Source organism: Amycolatopsis sp. NPDC004079 (assembly GCF_040610415.1).
Classification (GTDB): domain Bacteria; phylum Actinomycetota; class Actinomycetes; order Mycobacteriales; family Pseudonocardiaceae; genus Amycolatopsis; species Amycolatopsis halotolerans.
Genome location: NZ_JBEXMH010000009.1, coordinates 31,322 through 46,592 on the forward strand (window position 1 = coordinate 31,322; position 15,271 = coordinate 46,592).

Annotated in this window: 13 protein-coding genes and 3 tRNA genes; 8 read left to right on the forward strand and 8 right to left on the reverse strand. The window is 68.5% G+C overall.

Going from position 1 to position 15,271, the window contains the following annotated elements; genetic code table 11:
* Positions 1–7: 7 nt before the first annotated feature.
* A complete protein-coding gene (locus tag ABZX37_RS12280) occupies positions 8–538 on the reverse strand; it encodes a hypothetical protein (protein ID WP_354738742.1) in 531 nt (176 codons plus the stop codon).
* A gap of 148 nt (positions 539–686) precedes the next feature.
* On the opposite strand from ABZX37_RS12280, the gene ABZX37_RS12285 reads away from it, so the two are divergent.
* Positions 687–1,658 carry a rhomboid-like protein gene (locus tag ABZX37_RS12285; RefSeq protein ID WP_354738744.1) on the forward strand — a complete coding sequence of 324 codons (972 nt, stop codon included), beginning with the start codon at positions 687–689 and terminating at the stop codon, positions 1,656–1,658.
* A 117-nt stretch (positions 1,659–1,775) separates the two neighbouring features.
* Positions 1,776–4,481, forward strand: coding sequence for an EAL domain-containing protein (locus ABZX37_RS12290; protein ID WP_354738746.1), 2,706 nt, complete (start codon positions 1,776–1,778; stop codon positions 4,479–4,481).
* Here ABZX37_RS12290 and ABZX37_RS12295 read toward each other — a convergent pair.
* Positions 4,475–5,275: an arylamine N-acetyltransferase gene (locus ABZX37_RS12295; RefSeq protein WP_354738748.1), complete on the reverse strand. Its 801-nt coding sequence runs from the start codon at positions 5,273–5,275 to the stop codon at positions 4,475–4,477. The two genes, ABZX37_RS12290 and ABZX37_RS12295, sit on opposite strands and share 7 nt — an antisense overlap.
* Positions 5,276–5,432: 157 nt before the next feature.
* Here ABZX37_RS12295 and ABZX37_RS12300 point away from each other — a divergent pair, with 157 nt between their 5' ends.
* Positions 5,433–6,266, forward strand: coding sequence for a serine protease (locus ABZX37_RS12300; RefSeq protein ID WP_354738750.1), 834 nt, complete (start codon positions 5,433–5,435; stop codon positions 6,264–6,266).
* 194 nt (positions 6,267–6,460) lie between these two features.
* Here the strand turns inward: ABZX37_RS12300 and ABZX37_RS12305 are convergent, their stop codons facing one another.
* The 5 genes from ABZX37_RS12305 to ABZX37_RS12325 all read right to left on the reverse strand — a co-directional run bounded on the left by ABZX37_RS12305 (position 6,461) and on the right by ABZX37_RS12325 (position 9,472).
* Complete coding sequence (locus tag ABZX37_RS12305) at positions 6,461–8,200, reverse strand: glycoside hydrolase family 9 protein (RefSeq protein WP_354738752.1); 1,740 nt, start codon at positions 8,198–8,200, stop codon at positions 6,461–6,463.
* 417 nt (positions 8,201–8,617) lie between these two features.
* Positions 8,618–8,691 (reverse strand) — tRNA-Phe (locus ABZX37_RS12310).
* A gap of 31 nt (positions 8,692–8,722) precedes the next feature.
* Positions 8,723–8,796, reverse strand: a tRNA-Asp gene (locus ABZX37_RS12315).
* 14 nt (positions 8,797–8,810) lie between these two features.
* A tRNA-Glu gene (locus ABZX37_RS12320) sits at positions 8,811–8,883 on the reverse strand.
* Between the two features lie 337 nt (positions 8,884–9,220).
* Complete coding sequence (locus ABZX37_RS12325; protein ID WP_354738755.1) at positions 9,221–9,472, reverse strand: hypothetical protein; 252 nt, start codon at positions 9,470–9,472, stop codon at positions 9,221–9,223.
* Positions 9,473–9,923: 451 nt separating this feature from the next.
* Here ABZX37_RS12325 and ABZX37_RS12330 point away from each other — a divergent pair, with 451 nt between their 5' ends.
* Positions 9,924–10,343, forward strand: coding sequence for a hypothetical protein (locus ABZX37_RS12330; RefSeq protein ID WP_354738757.1), 420 nt, complete (start codon positions 9,924–9,926; stop codon positions 10,341–10,343).
* Between the two features lie 1,263 nt (positions 10,344–11,606).
* Here ABZX37_RS12330 and ABZX37_RS12335 read toward each other — a convergent pair.
* Complete coding sequence (locus ABZX37_RS12335) at positions 11,607–11,810, reverse strand: cold-shock protein (protein ID WP_003097368.1); 204 nt, start codon at positions 11,808–11,810, stop codon at positions 11,607–11,609.
* A gap of 458 nt (positions 11,811–12,268) precedes the next feature.
* Between ABZX37_RS12335 and ABZX37_RS12340 the strand changes: the two genes are divergently transcribed.
* From ABZX37_RS12340 to ABZX37_RS12355, 4 genes are all read left to right on the forward strand, one after another.
* Positions 12,269–13,477: an Ig-like domain-containing protein gene (locus ABZX37_RS12340; RefSeq protein WP_354738760.1), complete on the forward strand. Its 1,209-nt coding sequence runs from the start codon at positions 12,269–12,271 to the stop codon at positions 13,475–13,477.
* A gap of 167 nt (positions 13,478–13,644) precedes the next feature.
* The gene (locus ABZX37_RS12345; RefSeq protein ID WP_354738762.1) at positions 13,645–13,956 is read left to right on the forward strand and encodes a hypothetical protein; all 312 of its coding nucleotides are present in this window, start codon (positions 13,645–13,647) and stop codon (positions 13,954–13,956) included.
* A gap of 7 nt (positions 13,957–13,963) precedes the next feature.
* The gene (locus ABZX37_RS12350; RefSeq protein ID WP_344287969.1) at positions 13,964–14,509 is read left to right on the forward strand and encodes a SigE family RNA polymerase sigma factor; all 546 of its coding nucleotides are present in this window, start codon (positions 13,964–13,966) and stop codon (positions 14,507–14,509) included.
* A 5-nt stretch (positions 14,510–14,514) separates the two neighbouring features.
* Entirely contained in the window at positions 14,515–15,009 is a 495-nt protein-coding gene (locus tag ABZX37_RS12355; RefSeq protein WP_354738764.1) for a hypothetical protein, read from the forward strand.
* Positions 15,010–15,271: the final 262 nt, after the last annotated feature.

Here is a 15,271-nt window from a genome sequence, read left to right on the forward strand (position 1 = left end):
AAATAAGTCAGAGACAAATAATGTTCAGGACGCACGGTGGCTCGTGGCTGCTCGGCGAAGACGGCTGGCTCGAGCTCGACGGACCCGTCGGGCTCGACGACGGATGCGGCGGCGCGGTCGGACCGGTGGTCTCCGGCCGTTCGCTCGACGCCGGATGCGACGGAACGGAATCAGCCGAGTGAGCAGGCGTGCTGTGCTCGCCGAGCGGATTGACGTTCACCTTGCTCGAAGGAGCGTCCCCGACGCCGACCGTGCCCCCTTCGGTTTCCTCGCCGGTGGGCGTCGGCGGGTTGGTCTCGTCGACGCCGCCAGCGCCGCCGGTGCGATCGGGCATCTCGACCACGCGCATCTCGGTGATCCGGGAGGCCCCGTCGCTCGCCGTGGTCCCGTAAGAGACGAGCATGGCCGCCGCCCCGCAGCCGACGATCACCGCGAGCATCACCGAAACCATGCGCCACCGGGACCGGGACGGCGGCGGCATCCGTCGTTCGTGTCCTTCGCGCACCAACAGCTCGGCGACCGAAACCTCGTCGTTCACCAGCGAGACCTTTCACCAGGAGTGGCCTATTCCTACCGGATGAGCCCACCGAACGGGTGACAAAGGGCGAAACCTTCTACCCTGAGTGCTCACTCTAGCGGGTGTGAATCACAGCGCATTCACAGCTGCTCTTGGCCAAAATCCCAGCATGCCCAGCCACTCTGGACGCATGTCGCTGCGCGAACCGGACCCGGTGCCCCGCCCGGCGCGCAGTGCTGCCACCACGGGAACTCCCCGGAAGTGGCGGTCCTTGACGTGGCTGCGCGGGCGGACTCCGGCCGCTGTCCCGCCCGCCGGGACCACCGACGTCCTCGAACCGGCCGGGACCGCGGCCACGACCCGGGCAGGCGGAACCCAGTTGGCCGACCTCATCGGATCCCCTCGGCCGACGGCGACGGCCGTGCTGCCGGACAGCGATCCGCTCGACCTCGTCCAGCCCGCCCCCAGGCTTCCCTTCCTGGCGATCCCCGCGGCCTGGCGGCCGAAACGAGCCTGGCTGAACCTCGTCCCCAGCCCGCGGTCCACGCCGTTCACCTTCGGCTACCTCGTTCTCCTCCTCGGCACCTCGCTGCTCCTCCGGTTCGGCAGCTCCAAGCTCACCGGCAAACTCCTCGCCGCATCGAGCACCGACGCGCACAACATGGCGCGCCACCCCTTTACCGCACTCCTGACCAGCGCGTTCTGGATCGCCGACGGCGGCTGGCTGCCGTACGCGGTGATCTTCGCGATCGCGGTCGCCCCGTTCGAACGGCGGTTCGGCGGGCTCCGGACGGCTCTCGTCTTCTTCAGCGGGCACGTGCTCGCCACGATCGCCACCGAACTTCCGGTCATGGCCCTGATCCACAGCGACGTCCTGCCGCACTCCGCGGGCCGCTGGCTCGACATCGGGGTCAGCTACGGCTTCCTCACCACCGCCGGCGTGCTCGTCGCATTGCTGCGCGGGCGGGCCAGGATCGCCGGGATCGTGGCCCTTGAGCTATTCGTTATCAGCGTCTATGTGACCGACGATCCGGCCAGTCTCGCGTCCGTCGTGACCGTCCTCGGACATGCCTGTGCGGCCCACTTCGGCCTGCTCGTGTGGGGTCCGCGACTGCGCAGCGTGCCCCGCGTCGCCCGATAGCACCCGTCGTCGGCGTCCAGACGAGTGATGCAAGCGGCTCCCCGTGCGGATATACACAGGCTTCACTCGGTGGTGTAATCGACGGGCCATACGCCGACAAGGGGGATCGGAAGCACCATGGAGGCTGACGCCCTGGCCGGTGAACCGGGTGGAATCACCCGGCGCGCCCAGCTCGCGGGCCTGCGGCCGGACGCAGGCGCGGGGGTCCTGTTCTCCCTGCATGCCTCCGAACCGGCGACCCTCACCTGGCTGCCCGGTCTCGACGCCGTCCTCGGCCTCCCCGGCGCGACCGGCAAGGAGCTGTGCGACCGGCTCACCGAGCTGCTGCGCCCGCTCACCGCGAACCTCCGCCGCACCCCGCCCGGCCGCGATTTCGAACTCGAACAGCCACAGGACGGCGCCGACGGGACCCCTCGCCGCATCCGGCTGCGCGCCCGGACCGTCGGCGAACAGGACCACACGACCGGCCTGCTCGGCGTCGCCTCGGCGGTCGCGGAAACCGAGCCGGACAAGTCCGATCTCGCGGAGCTGTCCGACCGCTACCAGCTGCTGATGGAACAGAGTCCGGACGCGATCTGCGTGCATTCGGGCGGCGTCGTCACCTACGCCAATCAGGCCGCGCTCGACCTGTTCGAGGCACGGGCGGCACACGAGGTCGTCAGCCAGGAGTTCGGGGATTTCGTGGCCGCCGAATCCGCGCAGCTGCTTGAGGATCCCAGCGCGGAACCGCGTGAAGCGGTGCTGAAACGGTTGGACGGGAGCAAATTCGTGGCGGAAACCGTGTCAGTACGCACCAGCGACTCGAACCCGCCGTCGTTCCAAGTGGTGATCCGCGACAGCACCGTCAAGCACGCCGCCGCGGCCGCCGTGCGCGCGCAAGAAGCGCTGGTCACGCACGTCAGCGACGCCATCGTCACGATCACCGCCGAAGGCATCGTCACCGGCTGGAACCCGGCCGCGGAGACCGTCTACGGCTGGCCCGCCCCGGAAGCGCTCGGCCGACGGGTGCACGAGGTGCTCGGCATCGACCCGAACCCGGCCGCGATCCGCGACGGCGTCGCCGCGCAGACCCACCGCGGCCGGGACGGCTCACCTCGGCAGGTCCGGGTCTCCGCGACCGAGACCGTCGACGGCTTCCTCCTGGTCTGCACCGACGAAACCGCACGTCGACGCGTCGAACAGCACTACGCGACGGTCGTCGCCGCGCTCGACGAGGGCGTGCTGGTGATCGGCCCGACCGGACTGATCCAGTCGGCGAACCCGTCCGCCTGCCGCATCCTCGGCGTGCCGGAGACGCAGCTGCTCGGCGTGCCGTGCACGACGCTCGTGCTGTTCGACGAGGACGGCAACCGGATCCCGGACGACGATCTGCCGTCCATGCACACGCGCCGTACCGGAAGCACGCACAACGGCCTGGTCGTGCGCCTGCGCCGGCCCGACGGCCGCGACGTGTGGGTGTCGCTGACCTCCCGGTTGCTCGACTCGGACGATCCGAACGGCGTCACGGTGGTCACGTCCTTCACCGACATCACCGAACGGCGCGCGATCAGCGCCCGGCTGGCCCACGAGGCGACCCACGACCCGCTGACCCGGCTCGCCAACCGCACCCTGGTGCTGGACCGGCTCGACCGCCGCGACGGCGCCGAGGCGGCCGCCGTGCTGTTCCTCGACCTCGACAAGTTCAAGCTGATCAACGATTCCCTCGGCCACCCGGTCGGCGACCAGGTGCTGCGCATCGCCGGCGAACGCCTGCGCCGGGCCACCGGTCCCGACGACGTCGTCGGCAGGCTGGGCGGCGACGAGTTCGTGGTCGTCACGTCCGCGACGACCGGCCAGGCGCAGGTCGGCGTCTTCGCCGCGCACCTGCGTTCCGTGCTGGCGGAGCCGGTTTCGGTGCACGGCAGGCAGCTGCACCTCGACGCGAGCATGGGCATCGTGCTCGTCGAACCGGACGACCGCCGCAGCGCGGAGGACTTGCTGCGCGACGCGGATGTCGCGATGTACCAAGCGAAATCCCGCGGCCGTGGCCGGTTCGAATTCTTCGACGTCGCTTTGCGCGAACGCATGCAGCGCCGATTGCGGATGGAACAAGACCTCCGCGACGCCGTCCACAGTGGACAGCTGTGGCCCGCTTACCAGCCGGTGGTCGACCTGCGCACCGGCGAAATGGTCGGCGTCGAAGCGTTGCTGCGTTGGACCCATCCGAAACACGGCGCGATCTCGCCCGCGGAATTCATCCCGCTGGCCGAGGAAAGCGAACTCATCAACGTGCTGGGCAAGTACGTCCTGCGCGACACGACGCGCGAACTGGCCGCCCTGCGCACCGGCCGGGGCCTCGACCTCAGCCTGAAAGTGAACCTCTCCGTCCGGCAACTGGACGACCCGCACCTGGTCCCGGCGGTCCGCGACGCACTCGCCACCACCGGCCTGCCGCCCGGCTCATTGACGCTAGAAGTCACCGAAAGCGCCCTCATGCGCGATACGTCGGCGGCCGCGGAAGTGTTGTCCGCCTTGCGTTCTCTCGGGGTTTTGCTCGCCATCGACGACTTCGGCACTGGCTATTCTTCGCTGGCCCAGCTGCGTCGCCTGACGCTGGACACCCTCAAAATCGACCGCTCGTTCATCACCGGAATCGCCGACTCCCGCGACGCGGCCGCGATCGTCACGAGCATCATCGCGATGGCGCACGCGGTGGATCTGACGGTGGTCGCGGAAGGCGTCGAGACTGCGGAAGAGCTGGCGCTGCTACGAGAACTCGGCTGCGACCAGGCCCAGGGCTACCACCTCGGCCGGCCGCTTGCTGCCGCGGAACTGTTTCAGTAAGTCTCGAGCAGTGCCGCCAGCTCGTCGTCGGTGAGGAAGACGTCCAGGTCCTCCAACGTCTTGCCGAGATCGACCGGTTCGATCGTGCGCGTCTCGACCGTGCCGTCCGGATGGCTCTCCTGGTATTCGCGGCCGAGCAGCCGACGGAACCGTCCCGGCTCAAGCCGCATCACCACGATGCGTCCGGTGAACGGCGACTTCGGATGTGTGGACGTGTAGTGGTGGAACACCTGGTAATCGATCGGACGACTGCTTACCAGCGGGAGCACCTCGTGCAGGTCTTCCCAGCCGTCGCCGTCCTGCTTCTGCAGCACCCACCAGCCGTCGCGCAGCGTCATCCGGTGCGTCCACCCGGCCTGGTCCACTTCGGCCCCGTCGGTCAGCGGCATCGGCAGCAGGATCCCCGCGCCGAACCCGACGTCCACCAGAAACTGTTGCCCCTCAACAGTAATCACCAGCGTCATGTGGGTGTACGGCCCGCTCTTCCGCGGCTGCACCCGCGCTACCGTGCGATGCACCTCGTACCCGAGCTGCTCGGCGACGGCCGCGAAAAGCCCGGCCTGCTCATAGCAATACCCGCCCCGGCGGCGTCCGACGAGCTTCTCGCTGACGACGTCCAGCTCGATCCCGCGGTGTCGCCCAATCACCACGTCGACATTCTCGAACGGGATCGCCCGGACGTGCGCCTGCGCCAACCGCCCCAGCGCCGCTGCGGACGGCTTCTCCCGCCGCTGCCCCACGCGCGCGAGGTAAGCGTCGACGTCCGCTGCTTCGATGTTCCATTCCCCGGTCATACGGCCAGTCTGCAACCTCCAGCTAGCTCTAGGTCAACAGTCACCCAGGGTCACAACGGTTGTGACTGGCACCACTCTCTGGTGTGATGTACCCCGCGATGCCTACCAGTCAGTAGCACACGTCCGAGTGAGTGCTGGCCTTCTCGAAGGGAGCCCGATGAAGACCCCTCGACCACTGGCCCGGGCCAGTGCGGTGACGGCCCTGGCGACCGCCGCCGCGTTGCTGCCCGCGACCGCGTGGGCCGCGGCCCCGACCTGGGCCCCGGCGGACACCGCCGCCGTGCACCCCGGGGTGCAGACGCACACCAACGGGGCGCAATGCACCTCGAACTTCGTGTACAGCAACGGAACGGACGTCTTCCTCGGACAAGCCGCGCACTGCTCCGGCACCGGCGGCTCGACCGAAACGAACGGCTGCTCCGCCGGTTCGCTCCCGATCGGCACTCCCGTCTCGATCACCGGGGCGAGCAAGCCGGGGACGCTCGTCTACAACTCGTGGCTGACCATGCAGTCCCGCCACGAAGCGGACGCGAACACCTGCCAGTACAACGATCTCGCGCTGGTGAAGGTCGACCCGGCGGACGTGTCGAAGGTGAACCCCAGCCTCCCGTTCTGGGGCGGCCCGACCGGCGTGAACACCACCGGCACAAAGCAACTCGGCACGGTGCTGAGCTACGGCAACTCCGAACTCCGCGGCGGAATCACCCAACTGTCCCCCAAGCAGGGCACCAGTCTGGGTGACACCGGCGGCGGCTGGAGCCACACAGTACTGACGGTGACCCCTGGTATCCCCGGTGATTCGGGTAGCGGATTCCTCGACCGGACCGGGAACGCACTCGGGGTGCTGAGCACGCTGAACCTGGCACCCCAGCCGGGGACGAACGGCGTCGGCGACCTTTCGCGTGAGCTGGCGTACGCGAGTGCTCATGGTGGGCTCGGGACTGTGGAACTGGTACCGGGGACGGCCAAGTTCCGCGGGCCGTTGATCTAGCGTTTGCGCTAGCTTCGAGCTGAGGTACCTGGCGTGCCCGGCACGGTTCAGATCGTGCCGGGCACGACCACGTTCCGAGGCTCGCGATCGATCAGGCCCACACTGCGCTCGGCACAGTGCGACCCGTGCCGGGCACGGCTAGTACCGCGGCTCGCTGATCCAGCAATCGCGAACGCTGGCGATCGCCCAACACCTCAGTCCCCCACCGCGACCGCGTACAAGTACCAAGTCGAGTGCGGCAACCACTGTTCATCCCACCGCCAGTCGTCGTCCTTTCCGGTGACCACGTAGCCGCGGTCCCACGCTATTCCGCTGCCGTCCTCGTTCAAGCCGGTGATGCCGTTGACAATCCCGCCCGCCGTCGGCAGGAACTGCCACGACCCGAGCCAGCTGTACTGCGGGTTGTCGCGGCCGCTGCCGTCGAGCATGCACACGCCGTACGGGTTGCTGCCGCAGATCCAGTTCAGCTGGTCCGCCGCATACGACCGCAACCGGCCCGCGAACTCGCCCGAAAACCGTTGCGCGGCAAGCCGAGCCGCGGTCGCCAGCGAAGCGATCCGCGCGTTCTCACCCTGCCACCACTGGTCTTTCACGCGCGGCGTGACGTTGTGCGGGAAGAAAAATGAGCTGTACCTCTTACCCTCTCCATCTTGCACAAGATTCCGCGCATACCCAAATGGGTTAGGCACCTCGGAAGTCACCGCGAGCTCGAACTCCAGCGACCGCCGCACCACCTTCAGCACCTCGGAAACCGTTGGCGCGTCGGCGATCTCGGCGTACGCGAGCAGGCTGAGCACCGGCAGCCCAGCGTCCGAGGGATGGAAGTACGGCCGGTCGCCGTCGTCCGCGCGCCAGTAGTCCCGGTAGGACTTCCAGGAAACCAAGCGCTGCAACAGATTATGCGCCCGCCGGTCCGCCGCCTCGCGGTATACTGGCTTCTTGGTCACCTGATACAACTCGACCGCCGCCAGTAACGCGCCGTAGTCGTCCTGGATGTTTTCCTTGCCGTCATTGGTCATTTCGACGTTGTGGTGCTCCAGGAAGTCGAACGCCGCTTCCGCTGTCGCCAGATACTCCTCGTGGGAGTAGTCGCCCGACGCGTCCAGCGTGGTCGCCGCGGCCAGCGCCGCGATCGCGACCCCGCCGCCTTCGCGGTAGTTCACCTGAACGGGCTCGCCGTCGTCGTTCGCCAGGACGAACCGCAGCTTCGGGTCTTTCGGCGGCCCAGGCTGGATGACCGACGTGACGAACGTGCCGTCCGCGAGCTTCACCCGACGCAGATAGTCCGCGCCGAACAGCGCTTCGTCGGCGAGCCAGGTTCGCAATTGGGTGAAGTTGGTGTCGCCGCGCGCAGTGAGCCGCTGGTACGCCTTGGCCAGTACCCAGGCGGTGAGCGGGATCTGCAGAGTGTTGAAGTAGCTGCGGTCCGAGAGCTGCGTGAAGTGCTTGCCGAAGTCGCCGGTCGCGTCGTACCAGCCGCCGTGCGCGTCCATGACCTGCGTGCCCTTGGAGCCGATCGGCGCTGCGCGGTCCTGGCGATCGAACCGGTCCGAGCTCCGGGTGCCCTTGAAGTAGTGCACGACGTGGGAGAGCGTGTAGCGCTCAAGCACCAGCTGATCGATGCGGAACGGCTGCGACCGCCCGTCCGCGGCGAGCAGGACGTACTCGCCTTCGGTCTTCAGCGCGGAAAAGTCCACGGTCCAGTAATGCCGGTCGTCCCACCCCGGAACCTGAGCCGCCGGCCGCGGGCTCCCGGTGAAGACGACCTTCCCGGTGGCGACGTCGACGACGGTAAACCTCGGAATCGCCCGCGGCGACCCGGCCGCGAGCACCGCCCGCTTGGGCGCACCGGGCGCGTAACCGACGTTGTTCGCGTAAACCGCCACCCCGGCCTGCGCCTCGACGGCCACGGCCTCAGCTCCCAACGGAGTCATCGCCCCCACTGCCCCGACCCCCACCGCCGCCGACCCGGCAAGAAAACTGCGACGCCCCACATCTCCCGGCATTCTCGACCTCCAAGTGGTCCAGACCTCTGAGATGTTATTGAGGCTAAGTAGCGATCCGGAGGTTTGGCAAGACTGCTTCCGAATGGCAAATCCGGGCAAGTCGGCGGAAGCGGAACCATGGTCGGCGCGGCAGCCACTCAGTGAATACCGCCTCGACGGCACGACATCACAGCCATCAAGCTTGAGCCCCGCACTGCGGGCGGTCCGGACTCCCCGACGGCAGCAAGGAAGCGTCGCGCGGCAGCGGCTCTCCTGGACGGCCCCGCGGAACCACAGCCAAGACGGCCGGAAAAACGAAACAGCCCCCATCCGGGTGGATGAGGGCTTCTTTCGCAGGTAACGGTGTGGCCAGGGCCGGGGTCGAACCGGCGACCTTCCGCTTTTCAGGCGGACGCTCGTACCAACTGAGCTACCTGGCCGGGAACGCCGGCTAGGAGCCGAACGATCTTGCGACCCTGACGGGACTCGAACCCGCGACCTTCGCCGTGACAGGGCGACGCGCTAACCAACTGCGCCACAGGGCCTTACTGGTACTGCGTACTCCCAACGGGATTCGAACCCGCGTTGCCGCCTTGAAAGGGCGGAGTCCTAGGCCACTGAACGATGGGAGCCCGGTCGGTTTCGGTGTACCGACCGGCCGCGCTCTCAGGTGTTCCCCTGGGAGCGATTACAAGCATAGGGCACGTTCCAAGGGGTTTGCACCGGGGGTTCCTTAAGCGGTCAGCGAGCCTCCGACCTGCGACAACGTCCACGCCGACGCCCTGACCGCACCGTGCGACGCCGATCGGCCCGTCCGAACCCGCTCCGGACGATCGGTGTGCGCCACGCCACTCTACGCCGGACGCCGGCCCGCAGGCCGAGATCAAGCCGCGCTTCCCGGCCATCGAGACACGAGTTCGCGCCAAGACCGGCGAACACGACCAGCCCGCCCGCACACCGACGGCCGGGTCAGCGCTGCACGGGCGCCTGACCGTCGTCACCCGGACTCAGCCCGAGCATCTCCAGCAATTGCACGCAGTCCTCCACGTCCAGCGCGCCGGCCGCGACAGCGAGCCGGGCTCGGCGGACCTGGTCGTCGGAGACCCGTTGCCCTTCCGATGGCCCGCGCTGCGCCGGCACGCCGCCGGACAGTGACGTGCTTCCCCCGTCGGCACCTTCGTACCGAAGGAGGAACTGACGAACTTCGATTGATCCGCTCATGGCCCCTCCATGCGGTTCGCAACAACTGGCCGCGAGGCTAACCAGCGACGAGCGGCACCGGCAGCCCCCCGGAGAGTGAACCTGCGAACACTCTCCGAAGCTTCCCTGGTAAAGCATTCCAAGATCGCGCAGAACGATTTCTCCCGGCTTCCCCTCGCCGATCCCCGGAACTCGTGCAACAATCGGTGTTGCTGACACACCCCCGGTCAGCGCCTGTGGAGATCCCCTCCGACCCCCGCGTTCCTCCCCCTGGCGCGGGGGTCTCTCCATTTCTGCACACCGGTGCTGACCTGCGGATCTACTCTCCGTACCCCTGATCAACAGACAGTCGCGAAATGCGTTTACCGACTGGGCTGAACAGGTGATCAAATTGGGCTGGCCGAGCACGGAAATGCGTGTGTCGTGGCTCACAGTGGTTTCTTTGCCGAGACCCAACCGTTATCGTGACCGCGTGCCTCTTCCCTCCCTCGGCCGCCTCAGCAGCCGCACGAATCTCAAAGCCGTCTCGAGCGGGCGGCACCGCAATGCCGCCAAGGTCGCCGGCGACGAAGTCGTCGAGGACAAGGAGCTCACCAGCTACCTCGCCGCGCTCGCCCCGGACTCCGACCCGGAGAGCACCGGAACCGGCAGCCGCTTCGGCGACGCGCAGGTCTACCAGCTGCGCATGAACCTCATCGCCAGCCAGCAGCTCAAGGACATCGCCGTCGCCAGGAACCTGACCCCGCAGGCCCTGGCGCAGGAATGGATCCTGGAGCGCCTCTCGTGGGAGGGCCAGGCCGCCTCCGCCCAGGAGCGCCGCCACTCCGACGCCATGACCGACGAGTTCCACTTCCCGGCGGAGACCTTCGAACAGCCCCTCGTCGGACGCTGATCCCCGCCCCCTGAACGAAAACCCCCGGCTTCCCCCGACGGCCGGGGGTTTTCCCTTTTCCGGGGTCGCCGAGCGGCCGGGGTCCCGGTGAGTGGGACGCTTCCCGGATTCGCCTGGGGATGTCTTGGCTGTGGCGCGAAACGGACGTCCTGGCTGATAGTTCGCCGCGGGCTGGGGCACGGCTCGCGAGCAGGCCCACAGCGAGGGGCGCCGGGCAGCGGCGCGACCCGACGGCGTGGCGCAACGGCAGTCCGGCAGCGCGGCGCGACGGAGACGTGACGTGCGGGCACCCGGCCTGGCAGCGGTGTGGCAGGGCATCGCGGCGGCGGGGCTGGGCATGACGGCGGCGCACTGGGCAAGGCGCGTATCAGATCGCTCCATGGCGAGACCCGCGATCACCGCCAACGGCGAGGCCCCGGCAGCCCGCTCCGGCCTCCAGCTCGGGGCAGCTGGCTCCCTTGCCTCAACTCGGGCAGCCGACTCACACAGCCAACTCGGGCAGCCGAATCCGGCGAACCACCTCCACCCGCAAACTCCGGCAGCCAACTCACGCAAGCAACCCCGACCGCCAGTTCGTGCAGCCGACTTGGCCAGCCGATTCGCGCCGCCTATCCCGGCACCGGCCGCCAACGCCTGCGACCAACCCTGACGCCCGGTGCCCGGCCGCCGACTCACGCAGCCAACTCGGGCAGCCGACTCCGGCGAACCAACTCCACCCGCAAACTCCGGCAGCCGACTCACGCAGCCGACTCCGGCTCAGACGACCGACCACAGGCCCCTCGACCAAGCCGCCAAACCCGGCAATCAGCCCAAGCCTCCGGCCTTCACCGCCCCACGGCCACCCGATCGAGTCAACTCGGCCGCACCCACTCACAGTCGGGGCAACCAACCGATCCGGCGTCGCCCATCCGTGCCCGGCCCCGCCGACATCCGCCCGCACCAACCCCGCCGAACCAGGCCTCGGCCGTGCTCCCCAGACCCCAGCCGAACCGACCCCAGCCGCACTCCCCCGAACCCCGGCAGCCCGCCGACTGCCCGAATCCGATCAACCTGTGGCGCACCCCACGAGCCACCCCGACCGGCGCTCAACCCAAGACCCCAACCCGCGACCACCGAACCGCCGCCCCATCAACAACCCAGGATCAACCGCGATAACCGTCGCCCCAAACATTCCCCACAACGGAACTCGCAATGAAAAAGGGCCCCGACGGGAAATCCCGTCGGGGCCCTTCTTTCAGGCCTGAGAAAACGCGCGGGCCTGACTCAGATCGCGCGGACCTTCTGGGCCTGCGGGCCCTTCTGCCCCTGGCCGACCTCGAACTCCACTCGCTGGTTCTCCTCGAGGGTGCGGAAGCCGCGTCCCTCGATCTCCGAGTAGTGCACGAAAACGTCGCCTTCGCCGCCGTCCTGCGCGATGAAGCCGAAGCCCTTCTCCGCGTTGAACCACTTCACAGTGCCTTGCGCCACCGCTGTACTCCTCGTAACAGATCCGCTTCGAATGCCACCGAAGCGGCACCCAGGCCGTCCCGGGCGGTTCCAACGAGACGAGCGAAGAGCTTTTCGGCCCCACGGCTCGCGTCAGAAGTTCCGCGAGTGTGAAGCCACGAACACGCAAAACGACGGCCTGGTCAGCAGCCTACCGGGATCTCACCAAATCTGAACCCCGTTGATCGCAAGGATCGGTTCCATCGTGCGCGCATCACCGGAACGTCGTATCGCCGCCTACGCACCGCTGTCGGACCCCGCGGCTACTCTGATCCAGTACACCCAGCGCAGTTCGGTGATGCACAGTGCGCGGTCGGTCGAGCCGCCTCCGTAATGGTCACTCGGTGCAGTGTGATGCTGGTCACCCCTTTTCCGGTGAACGTGAAGGCATCTCGGGACGTCTGGGTGTTCGGGGTACCAAGGGGAGATTGGGGATCGGTGTGACAATCCGACACTTCGCACGCCGCCGGGCCGGCGTCGCGGTGCTGGGCTTGGTCGCCGCGCTCACGCTCGGGGCGTGCAGCGGCGGCGGGTCGAGCGTGAACGCGGGCGGGACCGCGGGCGGCGGGCCTACCGAGGCGCCGACCACGCCGGTGAAAGCGGCGGCCGTGGCGCTTACGCCCGCTTCTGGGGCAGGGGACGTGGCACCAGGCGCACCGGCGAAGGTGACCGTCGCCAACGGCACCATCGGGGCTGTCACGCTCACGAACGCCGACGGCAAACAGGTGCAGGGGCAACCGTCTCCGGACAAGAAGAGCTGGAGCAGCACCGAAGACCTCGGCTACGGCAAGACCTACACCTGGTCCGGCCAGGCCACCGGCGAGGACGGCAAGCAGGTCCAGATCAACGGCTCGTTCACCACGGTCAAACCGCGCCGCCAGATGCAGGGCAGCTTGAACGTCGGCGACGGGCAGACCTACGGCATCGCGATGCCGATCGCGCTCACGTTCCCGAGCCCGGTCAAGGACAAGGCCTCCGTCGAGCGCGCGCTGTCGGTGGAAACCACGCCGAAGACCGAGGGGTCGTGGGCCTGGCTCGAAGGCGACACTTCGGTGCACTGGCGGCCGAAGGAGTACTTCAAGCCGAACACGAAGGTCGTCGTCTCGGCCAACATCTACGGCGTTTCGATGGGCGACGGCGTCTACGGCAAGCAGGACGTCTCGGCGAGCTTCAACATCGGCCGTTCGCAGATCGTCAAGGGCAACACCCAGGAACACACCATGCAGGTCGTCCGCGACGGCCAGCAGGTCATGGACTTCCCGGTGAGCTACGGCCTCGACTCCGACCCGGGCCGCGTCACGCACAGCGGCACGCATGTGGTGATGTCGAAGCACGCGACGTACTCGATGAGCAACCCGCGCTACGGCTACACCGACGTGAACGTGCCGTGGGCGGTCCGGATCTCCAACAACGGCGAGTTCATCCACGGTCTCGCCGGGTCGATCTGGGCGCAGGGCAAGAAGAACATCTCGCACGGCTGCCTCAACCTGTCGCCGGCGAACGCGAAGATCTACTACGACAGCGTCCTTCCCGGCGACCCGGTGGAGATCTCCGGCAGCACCCAGCAGCTGGGCGCGAAGGACGGCGACTACAACGACTGGACCTACGACTGGGCGTCGTGGACCAAGCTGTCGGCGCTGTCCGCGTAACCGAGAACCGAACAAGCACCACCGGACGGCCGGGAGAGCTCGAACGCTCCCGGCCGTTCGCCTGTCCGGCGGGAAAAAGAAAAACCCGATGCAACCCCGGCGAGCGCCGGCCGCATGACTAGAGCAGACAAGCGCCACCCGGCGCTCGTGGAACCAGGAGGAAACTCGTGCGTGTTCGCTTCGCTCTCGCCATCGGTTCGCTGCTGCTCGCCGGAGGCGCGCTGACCGGCGGCGCGGTCGCTTTCGCCGCGGACGCCCCGCCGTCGGCGCAGCCGGCCCCGACGAAGACCGCCCCGGCCGAGCGGCCCACCGCCGCGCCCGCCCCGGCACCCACGGACCGCCAGACCACCGCCGCTCCGGCCCCGGGTGCGCCGCGGGTCGCCGCTCCGGGCACCGCGCCCAAGACGGGCAAGCGCGTTCCGACCGCCGTGCCCGCGGGCCCGACCGGCGACCTGCACCTGCCCTCGGTCTGGGGCTGATCACCCGGTGCCCTCCCGCTCCAGTCCGGCGTCCGGGCCGAGCTCGCCGTGGGACGGCGAGTTCGCCCGGTACTTCGGCGAGCGCGCGCACAGCCTGCGGTCCACTGCCTACCTGCTGTGCGGGGACTGGCACCGGGCCGAAGATCTCGCACAGGCGGCGCTGCTCAAGCTGTACCTCGCCTGGCCGCGGCTGGCCCGGCACGACGCGCTCGACGCTTACGCGCGCAAGATCGTGCTGCGCACTTTCCTCGCGGAAAACCGCCGCAGCCGCTGGAAACGGGAGCGGCTCACCGACGCACCACCCGACGTCCCGGCTCCTGCCGCCGAGACTGAGCACGACCAGCTGATCCAGCAGGCACTCGCCGCGTTGGCCCCGCGCCAGCGCGCGGTGCTGGTGCTGCGGTACTTCGAGGACCTGTCCGTCGAGGAGACCGCCGCGGCGCTCGGCTGCCGGACTGGCACGGTGAAAAGCCAGGCCGCGCGCGGTCTGGCCACCTTGCGGACCCGGCTGGGCCCGCATTTCGAGGCTTTGCCCGTCCCGGGAAGGAGGTGAACGAGATGGTCTCCGAAGATGCCGAAAACACTGAAGCTGTGCGCGCCTTGTTCGCGCAGGCGCCGGACGGCCCGCCGATGCGGGTCGACGCCGCCGACGTGATCGTGCGCGGTGCCGCTATCCGCCGGAAGCGCAAGCGCTGGGCGGTCGCGGGAAGCTCCGCCGCGACGGTCGCGGTGATCGTGGTGGCCGGTCTCGCGGTGGGCAGCCGCGGGACCGAGCAGCCGCCGGTCATGCCCGCCGGACCGGGACTCGCGACCGTCTCGCCCGCCCCGTCCAGCCCGGCCGGGCCGATGAAGACCCCGTCGTATCCGGCGCCCGGTCCGGAGGTGAGCCCGGGCTCGCCGGACAGGCAACCGCCGACGGAACCCGGTCAGCGGGCGGGAACCTCGCGGCCCGCGCAACCGCCGCGGGCGCATCCGACCACGAGCGAACGAGCTCCCGCATCCCTGCGTTCACCTGCGGGAACCGCGGCGTTACCCAGCCCGACCTCCGGCTGAAACGCTTTCGTGGCAAGAGTGGCGGACGTCACCAGATCAAGTGGGTTTTCGACGAAATATCCCGGGCTTTCGGGGCGATGTTCTCAGTGGCGGCCGGAGCGGCCGTCGAACCAGTCGCTCAGCCGGCACAGGATTGGCCGGCCCGAGAACCTGAGGAGGAAGCACCATGGTGCTCGTTGCACTGATGATCGAAACCGTTGTTGCCGTCGTGGTCGCCGGTGGCCTGGCAGCTTGGGCCCGTAAGCGCTTCGCCCCGCAGGTG